We start from the raw sequence: 15,679 nt of genomic DNA, 5'->3' as shown, positions 1-15,679 counted from the left end.
CCCCAAGGCCCCGTTTCACCAAGTCACCGTTTTACCGAGGAAAGGACCCTCCATGACATTCCGTCCGACCGCCCTTCGTTCCGGCATCGCCGCCCTCCTCGCCGCGCTTGCGCTGAGCAGTCCTGCCCGGGCCGCGGAAACCGTGGTCGCCGTTGCCGCGAACTTCACCGAGGCCGCGACCGAAATCGGCGAGGCCTTCGAGAAAGCCACCGGCGATCGCGTCACCTACAGCTTCGGCTCGACCGGACAGCTTTACGCCCAGATCACCCAGGACGCCCCCTTCGAGGTGTTCCTCGCCGCCGATCAGGCCCGCCCCGAAAAGGCCGAGGCCGAGGGATTTGCCGTGCCCGGCAGCCGCTTTACCTATGCGGTCGGCAAGCTCGTGCTTTACAGCACCGATGCCGGGGCCATCGACGGCAGCTCTGACGCGCTGGAGCAGCCCGGTTTCGCCCATGTCGCCATCGCCAACCCGGTGACCGCCCCCTATGGCGCGGCGGCGGTCGAGGTGATGAAGGCGCTCGGCCTTTACGAGACGCTGGAACCGAAAATCGTGCAAGGCAAGAGCATCAGCCAGACCCATCAATTCGTCGCCACCGGCAATGCCGAGCTGGGCTTCGTCGCGCTGTCGCAGGTCGTCGCCGATGACAGCGGCTCGAAATGGATGATCCCGCAGGAGCTTTACACCCCGATCCGCCAGGACGCGGTGCTGCTGGAGAAGGGTGCCGGGAACGCGGCCGCCCGGGCCTATCTCGACTTCCTGAAAAGCCCCGAGGCGCTGGCGATCATCGGGAAATACGGCTACGGCACCGAGGACTAGGCAATGACGGCGTCCCCCCTCTTCGATGCGGCGATGATCGAGACGATCCTGCTGACCCTGAAACTGGCGGGCATCACCACGGTCGTCCTGCTGCTGGTGGGGACGCCGCTGGCCTGGTGGCTGGCGCAGGGCGGCGGGCTCTGGAAGGAGATCGTCGCCACCGTGGTTGCGCTGCCGATCGTGCTGCCGCCGACCGTTCTGGGCTTTTACCTGCTGATCGCGATGGGGCCGCAAAGCCCGCTGACCGGCCTTCTGGGGCGGCAGCTTTCCTTCACCTTCACCGGGCTGGTGCTGGGCTCGGTCATCTATTCCCTGCCCTTCGTCGTGAACCCGATCCGGAACGCCTTCGAGGCGATGGGCCCGCGCCCGCTCGAGGCGGCGGCGACACTGCGCGCGGCACCGCTCGACGCCTTCGTCAGCGTCGCCCTGCCCTTGGCCAGCCCCGGCATCATGACCGGCGCGATCCTGGGCTTCGCCCATACCGTCGGCGAATTCGGCGTGGTGCTGATGATCGGCGGCGGCATCCCGGGCCGGACCAAGGTGCTGTCGGTGACGATCTTCGATTATGTCGAGACGCTGCAATGGCCCAAGGCGCATGTGCTGGCGGGCGGCATGCTGGCAATGTCCTTCGTGGTGATCCTGGCGATGATGCTGATCGAGCGGCGGCTGAACGGAGGCCGGAGATGATCGAGGCGGATTTCATGGGCCGCCTCGGCGGCTTCGAGCTGGATGCGGGCTTCACCGCCCCGGGCGAGGGCATCACCGCGCTGTTTGGGCCCTCGGGCTGCGGCAAGACCACCGTTCTGCGCGCCATCGCGGGGCTGCTGCGCCTGCCCGGCAGCCGGCTTTCGGTCAATGGCGAGATCTGGCAAGAGAGGCGTCAATTCCGCCCGCCCCATCGCCGCGCCGTCGGCTATGTGTTTCAGGAGGCAAGCCTTTTTCCGCATCTCTCGGTCCGCGCCAACCTGACTTTCGGACTGCGCCGGGTGAAGGGTCCGGTTCGGATCGGCGAAGACGAGGTGGCCGAACTGCTGGGCATCGCGCCGCTCTTCGACCGGCCGACCCGGATGCTGTCGGGCGGCGAACGCCAGCGCGTCGCCATCGGCCGGGCGCTGCTGTCGCAGCCCGAATTGCTGCTGATGGATGAACCGCTCTCGGCGCTCGACCGCTTCTCCAAGGACGATATCCTGCCCTATCTCGAACGGCTCCATGCCGCGCTGTCGATCCCGGTGCTCTATGTCAGCCATGACATCGCCCAGGTCGAGCGGCTGGCCGATACGCTGGTCCTGATGGAGGCGGGCCGGGTCCGCGCCGCCGGGCCCCTGGCCGAGATGCTGGCCGATCCGGCGCTGCCCCTGATCCACATGCCGGCGCCCGCCGCGGTGATCGACGGCGAGGTCGTGGGCCGCGATCCGCGCTACGGGCTGTCCGAGGTGCGGGTGCCGGGCGGCGTGGTCGTCGTGCCGGGCGATCTGGGGCCGAACGGGATGCGGCGGCGGCTGCGCATTCCGGCCAGCGATGTCAGCCTCGGGCGGCATGCGCCGCTCGACACCACGATCCTCAACGCCCTGCCCGCCCGGATCGAGGGGGCCGAGCCCGCGGGCGCGCATCAGATCACCGTGCGGCTGCGTCTTGGTCCCGACGGACGGGGGTCTGCACTTCTGGCGCGGGTCTCGCTGAAATCCTGGGACCGGCTGGCGCTGAAACCGGGCGAGCTGGTGGTGGCGCGGCTCAAGGCCGTGGCCTTGGCCGAACCCGCGCAATCGCCCGCGCAGCCCGTCCCCGCCCTCGCCCGCATCCGCATCCGCATCCGCTGAAAGGAGCCCCGCCATGCGCCTGTCCATCGCTTTCGTCCCGATCCTCGGGCTGGGCCTGTCCGCCGCCGCCCCGGCCGAAACGCTCCATGTCTATTCCGGCGCCGGGCTCCGCCCCGCGGTCGAGCCGCTGGCCCTGGCTTTCGAGGCCCGGACCGGGGCCGAGCTTGCCATCGAATATGCCGGAACCGGCCAGATCCTCGCCCGGGCGAGGACCACCGGCAGGGGCGATGTCTTCATCGCGGGCACGCGCTTCTTCTCGGACCAGCTCGAAGCCGAGGGCCGGATCTCGGGCGTGGTCGCGCTGGGCATCCATGGCGCGGCGATCGGGGTATCGAAGGCGGCGGCATCAAAGGTCGCCGATATCGCCGATCTGGGCCGTCCCGGGCTGAGGCTGGCCCTGGGCGATCCGCAGGCGATGGCGCTCGGCCGCACCGCCGCCGAGATCATGGCGCGCTGCGGCGATCCCGAGGCGATCCGCGCCAATACCGTCGTCCGCGCCACCACGCTGCAACAGCTGGCGATGTATGTCGCGACCGGCGATGTCGACGCCGCGATCATGGCCCGCTCGGCCGCACTGCCCCATGGCGAGCGGATCGCGCTCGTGCCGATCCCGCCCGAATGCTACACCGCCGAGGAAATCACCGCCGGCCTGCTGGACAGTGCCGAAGAGCCGGAGCTGGCCACAGCCTTCATCGCCCTTCTCGCCTCGCCCGAAGGCCGCGCCGCCTTCGAGGCGGCGGGCTTCGGCGCGGAATAGGCCGATGCGCGGGCTGGCGATCCTGCTCTGGGCGCCGCTCGTGCTGATCGTAGCGACGATCCTCGGCGCGCTTGTCTCCCTTGCCAGCCAGTTGCCGCTGGCGGGACTTGCCGAGGCGCTGGCCGCAGAAGAGACCCGCTTTGCCATCGCCATGTCGCTGCGCTCCTCGCTGATCGCGCTGGTGCTGGCGCTGCTTCTGGGCCTGCCCACCGCCTGGCTGCTGGCGCGGCGGCGCTTTGTCGGCAAGGCAGTGGTCGAGACCGTGCTGGATCTGCCGATGGTGACGCCGCCGCTGGTGGCGGGCATCGGGCTCTTGCTGCTGCTGGGGCGCGAGGCGCCGGTGGGCGGGGCGCTGGCCGGGCTCGGGATCGAGATCCTGTTCTCGCCCGCGGGCGTGATCCTCGCCCAGACCTATATCGCCAGCTCGGTCGTGATCCGCAGCGCCCGCGCCGCCATCGGCGCGGTCGATCCGGGCTATGCCGCCAATGCCGCGACGCTGGGCCTGCCGCCCTTCTGGGCCGCAAGTCTCGTCGAGCTGCCGATGGCGGGGCGCGGGCTGATGGCAGCGGCGGTGCTGGGCTGGGCCCGGGCGCTGGGCGAATTCGGCGCCACGCTGATGCTGGCGGGCGCGACCCGGATGCGCACCGAAACCCTGCCGATGGCGGTCTATCTCAACATCGCCAGCGGCCGCACCGACATCGCCATCGCCTGCGCCCTGATCCTTCTGGCGCTGGCCTTCGCGCTGCTGCTGGCGATCCGCCTGCTGACCGCCGACCGCCCCGACCCGATGACGGAGGCGCAGCATGCCCGCCCTCAGGCTTGAGCGGATCGGGAACGCGGTTCTGGGGCCGCTCGATCTCGAGCTTGCCGCGGGCGAGGCGGTGGCCCTGCTCGGCCCTTCGGGCGCGGGCAAGAGCACGCTTCTGAAAATCGTGGCCGGGCTTCTTCCGCATCGCGGCCGGGTCATCTTCGAGGGCCGGGACCTGACCGGCCTGCCGCCGCACCGGCGCGGCATCGGCTACATGAGCCAGGATCTGCACCTCTTCCCCCATCTCAGCGTTGCGGGAAACCTGGCGCTGCCGCTGGTCTTCGCAGGCCTCGACCGCCAGGCCCGCGCCCGGCGGGTGGCCGACACCCTGGCGCTTTGCGCCATCGCCCACCGCGCGAGCCGCCGCCCCGCGCAGCTTTCGGGCGGCGAGCGGCAACGCGCCGCGCTGGCCCGCGTGCTGTCGCTGCGGCCCCGGCTTCTGCTGCTCGACGAGCCCTTCGCCAATCTCGACCGCGACACCCGGGCCGGGCTCTGGGCCGAGCTCGACGCGCTGCGCCGCGGGCGCGGCATGACCGCGCTCATCGTCACCCATGACCCGTCCGAGGCCCGCGCCCTGGCCGACCGCTCGGTCGCAATCAATGCGGGCCGTCTCAACGAAAGGACCCCCTTGCCATGCTGCCCCTCGACGACGCGACCCTCCTTGGCCTTCTGAAGGAGGATGCCCCCTATGGCGACCTGACCACCCGAAGCCTCGGCTTCGGAGCGGCTCCGGGGCGGCTGACGATGCGGGCGCGCGGGCCGATGACCGTCTGCGGCACCGAAGAGGCCGCGCGGATCCTCACCCTGCTGGGCGCCCGGGCCGAGATCGCGGCGCCCAGCGGCACGGCGGTTCCGGCGGGCACGGTGCTGGCCGAGGCCACGGGGCCCGCCGAGCCGCTGTTTCTGGGCTGGAAGGTGGCGCAGACCCTGACCGAATGGGCCTCGGGCGTGGCGACCGGCGCCGCCGCCATCGTCGGCGCGGCCCGCGCCGTGGCGCCCGGGATCGGCGTGGCCTGTACCCGCAAGGCCGTGCCCGGGACCCGCGCGCTGTCGCTGAAGGCCATCCTTGCGGGCGGCGCCGAGATCCATCGCACCGGGCTTTCGGACACGGTTCTGCTGTTTCCCGAACATCGCGCCTTCGGCGGTCCGGAGGCGCTTGCCGCCCAGATCGGCATGCTGCGCCTTGCCTGCCCCGAGCGCCGCGTGGTGGTCGAGGTCAAGACCCTGGCCGAGGCCGAAACCGCCGCCGAGGCCGGGGCCGACGTGCTGCAACTGGAGAAATTCCCCCCCGAGGAGGCCGCCGCCGCCGCCCGCGCGCTTGCGGGCTGGACCGGCTGTCTGGCCGCGGCGGGCGGCATCACGCCCGAGAATGCCGCCGCCTATGCCGCGACCGGCATGCAGGTGCTGGTCACCTCCGCGCCCTATTACGCCAAACCTGCCGATGTTTCGGTCACGCTGGCGCCCGCCTGAGCCTCGGGTCTTGCCCCGTGCCGCCGCCAAGGCGTAAACCTGATTGCAAGACTCATCTTTATTTCAGCCGAGGACCCCTGCCATGACTGACGCCGTACCCGAGATCCGGCCCCGCGGACGCGGCAGAAACGCGCCGCTGACCGCGATCGCCACCGGGCGGCTCGTCCGCGATATCTGGCTGTCGCCGCACCGGCCGTTCTTTGCGCTATCGGCGCTCTGGGCGGTGCTGGCGGTCATGTGGTGGCGGTTCGGCGACCGGATCGGGCTGCCGGTGCCCGCGCTTGGCACGACGACGCTCTGGCATGCGCATGAGATGACCGTGGGAGTCGGCGGCGCGGCGATGGCGGCCTATTTCCTGACCGCGATGCCGAACTGGACCGGAGCGCGGCGGGTGACCGGGCGGGGGCTGATGCTGCTGGCCGGGCTCTGGGCGCTGGCACGGCTGGCCGCGGCCCTGGGGCAGGTTCTGCCGCTGGCCTTGGTGCTGGCGCCGGGGCTGGCCTTCTACGCGCTCTTCACGCTGGTCTATCTGCGCGCCGTGGTCTCGGGGCGACGCGGGGACCGCTGGGCGATCCCGGCCGCCATCGCCTTTCTGGGGCTCGCCGATGCGGCATTCCTCGCCACCGCGCTTGGATATCTGAGTTCTCCGGGCGATGCCGCGATGACGCGCGTCCTGGTGCTGTTCTTCGCGATCAAGGTTTCGATCATCGCGGGCAACATGGCGCCTGCCCTGATCGCGGGCTGGGTCGGGCGCCAGGGCAAGGCCTTGCCGCGCATCGACCCGCTCGCAAGCCGCATCGGGCTGGGCCTCATGCTGGCGGCCCTAGCGCTGACGCTTGGCGGCGCGGTCACGGCCGGATCGACGCTGCTGATCGCGGCGGGGGCGGCGCAGCTCTGGCGGATGCGGCACTGGCACGGCCTCTCGGCCCTGGGCTATGCGCCCGCGCTGATGCTGGTCCTGGCCTTCGCCTGGGCACCGCTGGGGCTTGCCCTGACCGGGCTGGCGGCGCTGGTCCCCCTGCCCTGGCGCGAGGCCGATGCGATCCACGTTCTGATGATGGGGGCGATGTCGGGGCTCGCCTTCTCGATCGCCGCGCGCGCGGCGGCCCGGCGCGAGGGCGGGCTTCTGCGCATCGGCCCGCTGCACAAGACCGGGTTCGCGCTGCTTTGGGGCGCGGTCTGGCTGCGTCTCGCGGCGCCCGCGATGCCGTCGCTTTACGAGCCCCTTCTCGATGCCACCGCGGCCGCCTTCTGCGCCGGCTGGGCGCTGTTTCTGGCCGGCTATCTCCCCAGCCTGCGCGGAGCGGTGATCAACCCGGTCTTCAATGTCGGAGGCCATGGTCACGGGCATGGACACGGGCTTGGGCACGGCAAAGGTCATGGCCAAGGCTGCGGATGCGGCGGGCATGGTGGGGGCGGCGGCCACGGACAGCATGGCGGCCCGGGCCGAGGCGGCGGGCCGTTCCGGATGCCGGAGCCGAGTTAAGCCGGTTCGGTCAGCCCGCCGATCTCGCACAGAAGCCCGATCGCGGCCTCGACGCCCTCGCCCTGCTTCAGCGCGGCAAAGACGGTCGGCAACGCCCCGCGCATGCGTTTGGCGTCGCGGTCCATCACCCCGAGATCGGCGCCGACATGGGGCGCGAGATCGGTCTTGTTGATGACCAGCAGGTCCGACCGGGTGATCGCGGGACCGCCCTTGCGGGGGATCTCCTCGCCCGCCGCGACGTCGATCACATAGACCGTGACATCGGCCAGCTCGGGGCTGAAGGTGGCCGAGAGATTGTCGCCGCCCGACTCGATCAGCACGATATCCAGATCGGGAAAGCGCGCGGTCAGCTCGGCAATGGCGGCAAGGTTGATCGAGGCATCCTCGCGGATCGCGGTATGCGGGCAGCCGCCGGTTTCGACGCCCTTGATGCGCTCGGAAGGCAGAACCTGCATCCGCATCAGCGCCTCGGCATCCTCCTGGGTGTAGATGTCATTGGTGACGACCGCGACCGAATGGGTCTTCGAGAAGGCGCGGGCCAGTGCGGCTGTCAGCGTGGTCTTGCCGGCGCCGACGGGACCGCCGATGCCGATGCGGAGGGGGCCGTGAGGGGAACTCATGTGCGGAAAAGCCTCGAATACTGGGTTTCATGCGTCATCGACGCGATATCGGCGAGGAAGGTCGTCCCGGCAAGATCGTCGAGCGTCTCGGTCAGTGCGGCCTCTGCCACCTCCTCGCAAAGCGGTTGCAGCGCGGTCAGCACCCGCTGGCCCTCGGTCTGGCCGATGGGAATGAGCCTGATCCCGGCCAAGACGAGGTTCGAGACGAAGGCCTGCAGATACATCCGGGCGGTCAGCCCCAGCGGCAGGTCATGAAGCCGCGCGGCGCGGCCAAGCGCCACCGGATAGGCGAAGGCGGGCAGATCCCCGGGCCAGACGGCAGAGGTGACCTGCGCGAAGGCCGCGCCCTGGGCCGTGGTTTCGGTGCGCCGCTCGGCCGAGGGCTGGAAGGCGCAGGCCAGCGCATCGATGCGCGGCAGATCCTCGGGGCGAGCCTCATGGGCGGCCTTGAGAAAGATCGTGTCGGAGCGTCCGGCGCCGAAGCGGAGGATATCGGCCAGCCAGTCCTGCAAAGCGGCGCCATCGCCCACGGCGCCGCTGGCGACCGCCGCTTCCAGACCGTGGCTATAGGCGAAGGCCCCCACCGGATAGGCCGGCGAGAGCCATTGCGCCAGTCTGAGGATCTGGCCGTCAGTGGCCATGCCCGCAGCCACCTCCGCCGCGATTGCCACCATCGGAGGCGCCGCCGTGACCGTGCCCGCCGCAACCGCAGCCGCCCTGCCCCGAACCGCCGCAACAGCCCCCGGCCCCGTGGCCATGGCCATGGCCATGGTCGTGGTGGTGAGGATGGCCATGATCGTGAGCGTGGTCATGATCGTGGGAATGGCCGTGCCCATGGCTGTGGCTGTGGTCGTGCGGATGGTCGTGGGAATGCTCATGCCCGTGCCCATGCGCGTCGCCATGGGAATGGCCATGGGTGCGGCCATGGCCATAGGCGCCGCCTTCGGGCGTGAAGGGCTCGACCACCTCGCGCACGGTGGCGCCGATCCGGTCCAGCATGTCCAGAAGCACGTGATCGCGCTGGATCAACAGCCGCGTCTCCTCGACCTGGCAGGGCGTATGGCGGTTGCCGATATGCCAGGCGAGCCGGGCAAGATCGGTGCCCGTGACCTCGAGCAAAGGTTCCGCCGCGGCCCTGACCACGATGCCGCGGCCGTCTTCCAGCACCAGCAGATCGCCCTCGGCCAGCGAGGTGGTATGCGCCAGATCGACAAGGAAGGCCTGCCCGCCATCGCTGGTCAGCCGCTTGCGGCGCAAGAACCGCGCGTCATAGTCAAGCGTCACGCTGTCTTCGTCCGCCCCCGCGCCCGGCCGGACATCGAGCGCCACCGGAAGCCCGCTCATGCCGACCGCCCCGGCGCCCGCGCGCCTAGCTGAAGAGGTCGCGGAAGACATAGCCCGGGATATCGTCCCGGGTGATCCCCAGCTTGGCCAGCTGCGCGTCGGAACAGGCGTTCAGGTTCTGGATTTCCCGCATCCTTGCGCGCCTGAGCCCATAGGGGTTCACTCCGAGACCGAGCCCCGCGAAGAACAGGTCGAGCCGTTCCGACATGCCGCCGGGCACGGACTTGACCGTCATGAATGGAGTCGCCATCGGAAACCTCCGTCTGTGTCCACAGGCATGGTTTCCCCCCTTTCCCCTTAAAATAGGGCTTACAGACCGGCCGGCCCAGCGCATTCGCTGCCGGGAGGCCATTTTTTTGCTGCATTGCAGCACAGACCGTCGCTGTGATCATTATTGCCTCAGAACATGAAATAACGTTGCGCCATCGGCAGAACCTCGGCGGGTGCGCAGGTCAGCAACTCGCCATCCGCGCGAACCTCGTAAGTCTCGGGATTCACCTCGACCTTCGGCATCGCGTCGTTCAGCCTGAGATCGCGCTTGCCGATGCCGCGGGTCTGGCGGACGGCGACGGTCTGCTTGGCAAGGCCCAGCCTGGCGCGGATGCCCTCGGCCTCGGCCGCGGCGGAAACGAAGGTGACGGCGGAATTCTCGACCGAGCGGCCATAGGCGCCCCACATCGGCCGGGTATAGACCGGCTGCGGCGTCGGGATCGAGGCATTCGGATCGCCCATCTGGGCGCAGACGATGGTGCCGCCGATCAGCACCATCTCGGGCTTCACCCCGAAGAAGGCGGGGTTCCACAGCACAAGATCGGCGCGCTTGCCCTCTTCGATCGACCCGATCTCGTGGCTGAGACCATGGGCGATGGCGGGGTTGATGGTGTATTTCGCGACATAGCGGCGGACCCGCAGGTTGTCGTTCGCGCCGGTCTCGTCGGCGAGGCGGCCGCGCTGGAGCTTCATCTTGTGGGCGGTCTGCCAGGTGCGGATGATGACCTCGCCGACCCGGCCCATGGCCTGGCTGTCGGAGGCGATGATCGAGAAGGCGCCCATGTCGTGCAGGATGTCCTCGGCGGCGATGGTCTCGCGCCGGATCCGGCTTTCGGCAAAGGCCACATCCTCGGGGATCGACTTGTCGAGATGGTGGCAGACCATCAGCATGTCGAGATGTTCCTCGAGCGTGTTGACGGTGAAGGGCCGGGTCGGATTGGTCGAGGACGGCAGCACGAATTCCTCGCCGCAGACCTTGATGATGTCGGGGGCATGGCCACCGCCCGCGCCCTCGGTATGGAAGGCGTGGATGGTCCGGCCCTTCATCGCCGCCACGGTCTGCTCGACGAAGCCCGATTCGTTCAGCGTGTCGGTATGGATCATCACCTGCACGTCCATCGCATCGGCAACCGACAGGCAGCAATCGATGGCGGCGGGCGTGGTGCCCCAGTCCTCGTGCAGCTTCAGCGCGCAGGCGCCCGCCTTGACCTGTTCCTCAAGTGCTGCGGGCAGCGAGGCATTGCCCTTGCCCGCGAAGGCGAGGTTCATCGGGAAGGCATCGGCCGATTGCAGCATCCGGCCCAGATGCCAGGCCCCGGGCGTGCAGGTGGTGGCCAGCGTGCCATGGGCGGGGCCGGTACCGCCGCCCAGCATGGTGGTCAGCCCGGAATGCAGCGCATCCTCGATCTGCTGCGGGCAGATGTAATGGATATGGCTGTCGAACCCGCCCGCGGTCAGGATCTTGCCCTCGCCCGCGATGACCTCGGTGCCGGGGCCGACGACGATGTCGACGCCGGGCTGGGTGTCGGGATTGCCGGCCTTGCCGATCTTCGCGATCCGGCCGTCCCGGAGCCCGACATCCGCCTTGTAGATGCCGGTCCAGTCGAGGATCAGCGCATTGGTGATGACGGTATCGACCGCGCCCTCGGCGCGGGTGGCCTGCGACTGGCCCATGCCGTCGCGAATGACCTTGCCGCCGCCGAACTTGACCTCCTCGCCATAGACCGGGCCGTCCCCGCCCGCCCCCGCGCGTTCGGCGGTCAGGTCGCGCTCGACCTCGACGATCAGATCGGTATCGGCCAGCCGCAGCCGGTCGCCGGTGGTGGGGCCGAACATCGCGGCATAATCCGCGCGGGAAATCGTGACGGGCATCTGGAACCTCATGCGAACGGGAAGAAGGGCGGCGCCGTAAACCGGAAAGGCAGGGACGCCCCCTCTCCGGCGCGGCCAGAGCAGTGCCTTTGGCGCCGGAGAGGGAAATAGGTCATTGCGGCAGCAAGGCGCGCAGGTCGGCGGTGCGCCGGTCGGTCAGGCGGCGGAGGCAGTCGGCATGGACGAGCGGCTGAATGCTGCCTCCGCGATATTGCGCGGCCTCGGCGGCACAGGCGGCATCGCGAAAGGCGATCCACTTGCGCTGCGCATCAAGCAGCAGACCGTCGGCGCCCGAGGCTGCGGCGGCGGCCCGCGCCGCGGGCCAGACCGCGTTCAACTGCGCATCGGCATCGCGATAGGCAGAGGCCGCGCAGTCGTTGATCTCGAGCTGGGTATTGCCCGGACAGGCGGCCAGCGCCGTTCCGGGTAGTCCCCCACAGGCCAGCAGCGCGGCCAGTGTCACCGCAAGATGCCTCACCTGTCGCCCTCGGGACCGCTCCCGTCACCCGGCAGGATCTGCGGCGAGGCGGGCTTGCGCCGTCCCCGGCCCGAGGCCCCGGAGCGCGCAGCCCGCGGCGAAGCCCCCTTGCGCGCCGCCGCCCCCCGCGGCCGCGCCTTGCCCGACGTTGTCGCAGCTGCGGGCGCGGCGGCGGCCATGGCAGGCTCGGGCTCCGGTTCGGATCCGGGCGCGGGACTGGCCTCGGATGCCCGCTTGGGCGCGGTCACGGGCGTAGAACCGGCCGGGGCATTGGAGGCCGCGGGCGCCGCCCCGATGGAGGGCTGGCCAGAGGTCCGGGCGGGCGCGGCGACGGCCGGTTCGGCAACAGTCTCGGCAGCGGCCTCAACGGCCGGATCTGCGGAAGGTTCTGCAGCAGCCTTGACGGAAGGTTCTGCGGCAGGCTCGGGCCGGGTCGGCGAGAGGGCCGAGACATTCGACGGCTCCGCCTCCTCTCCGCCGCCCGAGGCGACACCGGCATCGAGCGGTATCTCGTCGTCGCAATCGGCGCGGCTGAGCCCGGAATCGGCGGTCAGCGGGTCGAACCCGCCCGCCCGCATCATCAGCGCCCAGGGATTTGCACGCAGCATGAAATCGGTGCTGGCCTGAAACAGGCGCATTTGCTGATCGAACATCACATTCGCCGCCCAGAACGGATTGGCAGCGAGAAAGGCCGGGGACGTGAAAGTCATCGCAGGTCCTCCTTGCGGTCTTGCGCTCGATGCGGGCACATCAGAGCGCGCCCATCACCTTCTGATTGAAGCCGAAGATACGCCGCTGCCCGGAAATCGGGATCAGCCGCACCTCCCGGCGCTGGCCCGGCTCGAAGCGGACCGCAGTGCCCGCGGCAATGTCGAGCCGCAGCCCCCGCGCGGCATCCCGGTCGAAATCGAGCGCGGGGTTGGTCTCGGCGAAATGGAAATGACTGCCGACCTGAACCGGCCGGTCGCCGGTATTCGCCACCATAAAGGTGTGCGACTCGCGCCCTGCATTCAAGGTCAGGTTGTCATCGGCGACAAAAAGCTCTCCGGGGATCATCGGCGCACCTCAGCGGATCGGATTGTGAACGGTGACAAGCTTGGTGCCGTCGGGGAAGGTTGCCTCGACCTGCACCTCGTGGATCATCTCGGCCACGCCCTCCATGCACTGGTCGCGGGTCACGACCTGGGCGCCCGCCTCCATCATGTCGGCGACCGAGCGGCCGTCGCGCGCGCCCTCGACCACGGCATCGGTGATCAGCGCGATCGCCTCGGGATGGTTCAGGCTGACGCCACGGGCCAGACGCCGGCGGGCGACCTCGGCGGCCATGGCGATCAGAAGCTTGTCTTTCTCGCGGGGGGTCAGTTGCATGTCAGGTCATCCATGATCTTGGCAGGGCTTGGGTCAGGCGCGACAGCACCGGGATCAGCACCTTGCGCAAGTGGTAACTGTCGGGCGCCAGCAGACGCAATGCCAGCACGTCCTCGGCCAGCAGGCTGGCGCCGCCCATCGCAGGCAGGATCGCCCGCAGCGGCGCCAGATGCGCCGCCGCATCGGGCGCCACCAGCACCAGGCTCGCCAGCGCCCCGGCGCCCTGTGCGACGGCCGGCCGGGCCAGCTGCGCGGCGACGTCGCCCTCGAAACGCAGCGCATCGAGATAAAGCGGCACGCCCTCGCGGCGGATCTCGATCCGGTCGCGGAACCGCGCGGCATGCAGGCTTTCGCCCATCAGCGCGCGGCCGAAGACCAGCGGCTCGACCAGAAGCAGCCGGGCGCCGGGGGCAAGCTCGGCCACGAGGCTCCGTTCGAGGCGGCAGCCCTCGAACAGGATCGTTTCCTGGGGCAGCCAGTCGAGCCTTGCGCCCGCCGCCACCGTCAGCCGGTTCGCGACCTGCCCGGTCTCGCCCGGCTGGGCACGATAGGCGCGCTCGGCCGCCTGGGTCGTCAGCCGCAGATGGCTGCCCGCCCCGGCCTGAAGGCTGCAGGAAAAGCGGTCGCCGCCGGTGATGCCGCCCGCGGTATTGACCAGCACCGCCTCGAGCGGCGGCACCGATCCGGCCCCGGTCACGCGCGGGAAGACCGCCTTGAAGGCACCACTCTGGCGCAGCCCGGCAATGGCCGTCCCGCGCGGGCCGTCCCTGACCGACAGCCGCACCTCGCCGATGGCGCGCGGCTGGCCGAGCGGCGCGACCGCCGCGGCCTCCATGGTGGATTTTCCCTGAAAGGCGATGTTCCCGCCCCCTTCCGAAATCTTGCGCCCCCGTTCTTCCGCATCGCGGGCCGAGCTGCACGGATTTTCGGCGCGAACCGGGCCGGTCCGGGCCAGCCCAGCCGCATGCTGCGCATTAATTGCGCGCGACGCCCGGAAGTGACCTCTTTTTGGGCAGATTATCGCAAGAGGCCGGAATTCCTCCTCCTGTTTCACGGAGTTGCGATTGCGCGTCTTCCGGCCCGGGGAAACCCTTCGCTCACCCGCAGCGGCGACCGGCGTCGATCCTGCCGGGGGTGCGGCAGCCTCGGGACCGGCCCGAGCCCGCCGTGCGGGACGCAACAACCGTCGCAGCCGCCCGCGCAAAGGCGCAGGGACGGGCGCGGGCCGTGTACGCCCGGAGGTAGACCATGACATCCATGAAGAAAATCCTGCTTGGCGCGGTGGCCTGCGGAGCGATCTCGATGCCCGCCTGGGCCGATCACACGATCAAGGTGGGCGTGCTGCATTCGCTTTCGGGCACCATGGCGATTTCGGAGATGACGCTGAAGGATACCGTGCTGATGCTGATCGACGAGCAGAACGCCAAGGGCGGCCTGTTGGGCGAGCAGATCGAGGCGGTGGTGGTCGATCCGGCCTCGGACTGGCCGCTTTTCGCCGAGAAGGCGCGCGAATTGCTGACGGTGCAGGATGTCGACGTGATCTTCGGCTGCTGGACCTCGGTCAGCCGCAAATCGGTGCTTCCGGTGATCGAGGAGCTGAACGGGCTGCTGTTCTACCCGGTGCAGTACGAGGGCGAGGAAAGCTCGAAGAACGTCTTCTATACCGGCGCCGCCCCGAACCAGCAGGCGATCCCCGCGACCGACTATTTCCTCGACGAGCTCGGGGTCGAGAAATTCGCGCTTCTGGGCACCGATTACGTCTATCCGCGCACCACGAACAACATCCTGCAAGCCTATCTGAAATCGAAGGGAATCCCGGAAAGCGACATCTTCGTCAACTACACCCCCTTCGGCCATTCCGACTGGTCGAAGATCGTCTCGGACGTCAAGGCGCTGGGCGCCGACGGCAAGAAGGTCGGCGTGATCTCGACCATCAATGGCGATGCCAATATCGGCTTCTACAAGGAGCTCGCGGCGCAGGGCATCTCGGCCGAGGACATCCCCGTGGTGGCCTTCTCGGTCGGCGAGGAGGAACTGTCCGGCCTCGACACCTCGAACCTGGTCGGCCACCTCGCGGCCTGGAACTACTTCGAAACCGCCGAGTCGCCTGAAAACCGGGCCTTCGTGGCCAAGTGGAAGGAACGCATGGGTCAGGACCGGGTGACCAACGACCCGATGGAGGCGACCTATATCGGCTTCAACATGTGGGTGGACGCGGTCGAGGCGGCCGGCACCACCGATGTCGACGCGGTCTCGGCGGCGATGATCGGGCAGACCTTCCCCAACCTCACCGGCTCGACCGCCGAGATGCTGCCGAACCACCATCTGACCAAGCCCGTGCTGATCGGCGAGATCCGCGCCGACGGCCAGTTCGACATCATCAGCGAGACCGATCCGGTGCCGGGCGATGCCTGGACCGACTACCTGCCCGCCTCGGCGGTGCTGAGCTCGGACTGGAAGGATCTCGGCTGCGGCATGTACAATACCGAAACCGAAACCTGCGTGCAGATCAAGTCGAACTACTGATCCGCAGCGGGGGCGGCCCCGTCCGCCCCCCTTCCTCTCCGAGCAG

At 69.4% G+C, this 15,679-nt stretch carries 18 protein-coding genes and 1 pseudogene; 9 read left to right on the top strand and 10 right to left on the bottom strand.

Translation table 11 applies throughout. From position 1 onward, the window contains the following. Positions 1–52 precede the first annotated feature (52 nt). The 8 genes from modA (A6W98_RS09870) (at position 53) to A6W98_RS09835 (ending at position 7,155) form a co-directional block, all read left to right on the top strand. Complete coding sequence (gene modA, locus A6W98_RS09870; protein ID WP_042460957.1) at positions 53–817, top strand: molybdate ABC transporter substrate-binding protein; 765 nt, start codon at positions 53–55, stop codon at positions 815–817. Between the two features lie 3 nt (positions 818–820). After that, the gene (gene modB / locus A6W98_RS09865; protein WP_042460955.1) at positions 821–1,504 is read left to right on the top strand and encodes a molybdate ABC transporter permease subunit; all 684 of its coding nucleotides are present in this window, start codon (positions 821–823) and stop codon (positions 1,502–1,504) included. Further along, a complete protein-coding gene (gene modC, locus A6W98_RS09860) occupies positions 1,501–2,634 on the top strand; it encodes a molybdenum ABC transporter ATP-binding protein (RefSeq protein WP_042460952.1) in 1,134 nt (377 codons plus the stop codon). Before modB ends, modC begins: the two co-directional genes overlap by 4 nt. Positions 2,635–2,647: 13 nt before the next feature. Beyond that, positions 2,648–3,391, top strand: coding sequence for a molybdate ABC transporter substrate-binding protein (modA, locus tag A6W98_RS09855; RefSeq protein ID WP_042460949.1), 744 nt, complete (start codon positions 2,648–2,650; stop codon positions 3,389–3,391). A gap of 4 nt (positions 3,392–3,395) precedes the next feature. Further along, a complete protein-coding gene (locus A6W98_RS09850; RefSeq protein WP_042460946.1) occupies positions 3,396–4,214 on the top strand; it encodes an ABC transporter permease in 819 nt (272 codons plus the stop codon). Continuing rightward, positions 4,195–4,872, top strand: coding sequence for an ABC transporter ATP-binding protein (locus A6W98_RS09845; protein ID WP_042460943.1), 678 nt, complete (start codon positions 4,195–4,197; stop codon positions 4,870–4,872). The genes A6W98_RS09850 and A6W98_RS09845 overlap by 20 nt, the downstream gene beginning before the upstream one ends. Further along, the gene (modD, locus tag A6W98_RS09840) at positions 4,833–5,669 is read left to right on the top strand and encodes a ModD protein (RefSeq protein WP_042460941.1); all 837 of its coding nucleotides are present in this window, start codon (positions 4,833–4,835) and stop codon (positions 5,667–5,669) included. The genes A6W98_RS09845 and modD overlap by 40 nt, the downstream gene beginning before the upstream one ends. An 82-nt stretch (positions 5,670–5,751) precedes the next feature. Then, positions 5,752–7,155 carry an NnrS family protein gene (locus A6W98_RS09835; RefSeq protein ID WP_052677997.1) on the top strand — a complete coding sequence of 468 codons (1,404 nt, stop codon included), beginning with the start codon at positions 5,752–5,754 and terminating at the stop codon, positions 7,153–7,155. Here the strand turns inward: A6W98_RS09835 and ureG are convergent. The 10 genes and pseudogenes from ureG to A6W98_RS09785 all read right to left on the bottom strand — a co-directional run bounded on the left by ureG (position 7,152) and on the right by A6W98_RS09785 (position 13,942). Next, on the bottom strand, positions 7,152–7,775 hold the full coding sequence (gene ureG, locus A6W98_RS09830; protein ID WP_042460939.1) for an urease accessory protein UreG: 624 nt from the start codon (positions 7,773–7,775) through the stop codon (positions 7,152–7,154). The genes A6W98_RS09835 and ureG overlap by 4 nt on opposite strands. Then, entirely contained in the window at positions 7,772–8,416 is a 645-nt protein-coding gene (locus A6W98_RS09825) for an urease accessory protein UreF (RefSeq protein WP_042464850.1), read from the bottom strand. Before A6W98_RS09825 ends, ureG begins: the two co-directional genes overlap by 4 nt. A 205-nt stretch (positions 8,417–8,621) precedes the next feature. Continuing rightward, positions 8,622–9,119: pseudogene (gene ureE / locus A6W98_RS09820) on the bottom strand (urease accessory protein UreE); the annotation flags it as partial. 25 nt (positions 9,120–9,144) lie between these two features. After that, on the bottom strand, positions 9,145–9,369 hold the full coding sequence (locus A6W98_RS09815) for a DUF1127 domain-containing protein (protein WP_231098414.1): 225 nt from the start codon (positions 9,367–9,369) through the stop codon (positions 9,145–9,147). A 149-nt stretch (positions 9,370–9,518) separates the two neighbouring features. After that, positions 9,519–11,261 (bottom strand): urease subunit alpha, encoded by a 1,743-nt coding sequence (ureC, locus tag A6W98_RS09810; protein WP_042460933.1) that lies wholly within the window; start codon positions 11,259–11,261, stop codon positions 9,519–9,521. 112 nt (positions 11,262–11,373) lie between these two features. Next, positions 11,374–11,739 carry a lysozyme inhibitor LprI family protein gene (locus A6W98_RS09805; protein ID WP_042460930.1) on the bottom strand — a complete coding sequence of 122 codons (366 nt, stop codon included), beginning with the start codon at positions 11,737–11,739 and terminating at the stop codon, positions 11,374–11,376. After that, positions 11,736–12,449, bottom strand: a complete 714-nt coding sequence (locus tag A6W98_RS09800; RefSeq protein WP_042460927.1) for a hypothetical protein — start codon at positions 12,447–12,449, stop codon at positions 11,736–11,738. The genes A6W98_RS09805 and A6W98_RS09800 overlap by 4 nt, the downstream gene beginning before the upstream one ends. Before the next feature lie 40 nt (positions 12,450–12,489). Continuing rightward, complete coding sequence (locus A6W98_RS09795; RefSeq protein WP_042460925.1) at positions 12,490–12,795, bottom strand: urease subunit beta; 306 nt, start codon at positions 12,793–12,795, stop codon at positions 12,490–12,492. A gap of 9 nt (positions 12,796–12,804) precedes the next feature. Beyond that, positions 12,805–13,107: an urease subunit gamma gene (locus tag A6W98_RS09790; RefSeq protein ID WP_042460922.1), complete on the bottom strand. Its 303-nt coding sequence runs from the start codon at positions 13,105–13,107 to the stop codon at positions 12,805–12,807. 1 nt (position 13,108) lies between these two features. Beyond that, the gene (locus tag A6W98_RS09785; protein ID WP_042460919.1) at positions 13,109–13,942 is read right to left on the bottom strand and encodes an urease accessory protein UreD; all 834 of its coding nucleotides are present in this window, start codon (positions 13,940–13,942) and stop codon (positions 13,109–13,111) included. Positions 13,943–14,409: 467 nt separating this feature from the next. Between A6W98_RS09785 and urtA the strand changes: the two genes are divergently transcribed. After that, positions 14,410–15,633 carry an urea ABC transporter substrate-binding protein gene (gene urtA, locus A6W98_RS09780; protein ID WP_406678821.1) on the top strand — a complete coding sequence of 408 codons (1,224 nt, stop codon included), beginning with the start codon at positions 14,410–14,412 and terminating at the stop codon, positions 15,631–15,633. Positions 15,634–15,679: the final 46 nt, after the last annotated feature.

It is taken from the genome of Rhodovulum sulfidophilum DSM 1374, from assembly GCF_001633165.1.
GTDB classification, from domain to species: domain Bacteria; phylum Pseudomonadota; class Alphaproteobacteria; order Rhodobacterales; family Rhodobacteraceae; genus Rhodovulum; species Rhodovulum sulfidophilum.
The sequence above is the reverse complement of the archived record's forward strand: the minus strand, read 5'-3'. Positions and strand labels throughout refer to the sequence as shown.

Coding starts and splice junctions, on each gene's coding strand:
- A6W98_RS09835 (WP_052677997.1), top strand. CDS start 5,752: ATGACTGACGCCGTACCCGAGATCCGGCCCCGCGGACGCGGCAGAAAC.
- A6W98_RS09825 (WP_042464850.1), bottom strand. CDS start 8,416: ATGGCCACTGACGGCCAGATCCTCAGACTGGCGCAATGGCTCTCGCCG.
- A6W98_RS09845 (WP_042460943.1), top strand. CDS start 4,195: ATGCCCGCCCTCAGGCTTGAGCGGATCGGGAACGCGGTTCTGGGGCCG.
- A6W98_RS09795 (WP_042460925.1), bottom strand. CDS start 12,795: ATGATCCCCGGAGAGCTTTTTGTCGCCGATGACAACCTGACCTTGAAT.
- modC (WP_042460952.1), top strand. CDS start 1,501: ATGATCGAGGCGGATTTCATGGGCCGCCTCGGCGGCTTCGAGCTGGAT.
- A6W98_RS09790 (WP_042460922.1), bottom strand. CDS start 13,107: ATGCAACTGACCCCCCGCGAGAAAGACAAGCTTCTGATCGCCATGGCC.
- ureC (WP_042460933.1), bottom strand. CDS start 11,261: ATGCCCGTCACGATTTCCCGCGCGGATTATGCCGCGATGTTCGGCCCC.
- modD (WP_042460941.1), top strand. CDS start 4,833: ATGCTGCCCCTCGACGACGCGACCCTCCTTGGCCTTCTGAAGGAGGAT.
- modB (WP_042460955.1), top strand. CDS start 821: ATGACGGCGTCCCCCCTCTTCGATGCGGCGATGATCGAGACGATCCTG.
- ureG (WP_042460939.1), bottom strand. CDS start 7,775: ATGAGTTCCCCTCACGGCCCCCTCCGCATCGGCATCGGCGGTCCCGTC.
- urtA (WP_406678821.1), top strand. CDS start 14,410: ATGCCCGCCTGGGCCGATCACACGATCAAGGTGGGCGTGCTGCATTCG.
- A6W98_RS09815 (WP_231098414.1), bottom strand. CDS start 9,369: ATGGCGACTCCATTCATGACGGTCAAGTCCGTGCCCGGCGGCATGTCG.
- modA (WP_042460949.1), top strand. CDS start 2,648: ATGCGCCTGTCCATCGCTTTCGTCCCGATCCTCGGGCTGGGCCTGTCC.
- A6W98_RS09850 (WP_042460946.1), top strand. CDS start 3,396: ATGCGCGGGCTGGCGATCCTGCTCTGGGCGCCGCTCGTGCTGATCGTA.
- A6W98_RS09785 (WP_042460919.1), bottom strand. CDS start 13,942: ATGGAGGCCGCGGCGGTCGCGCCGCTCGGCCAGCCGCGCGCCATCGGC.
- modA (WP_042460957.1), top strand. CDS start 53: ATGACATTCCGTCCGACCGCCCTTCGTTCCGGCATCGCCGCCCTCCTC.
- A6W98_RS09800 (WP_042460927.1), bottom strand. CDS start 12,449: ATGACTTTCACGTCCCCGGCCTTTCTCGCTGCCAATCCGTTCTGGGCG.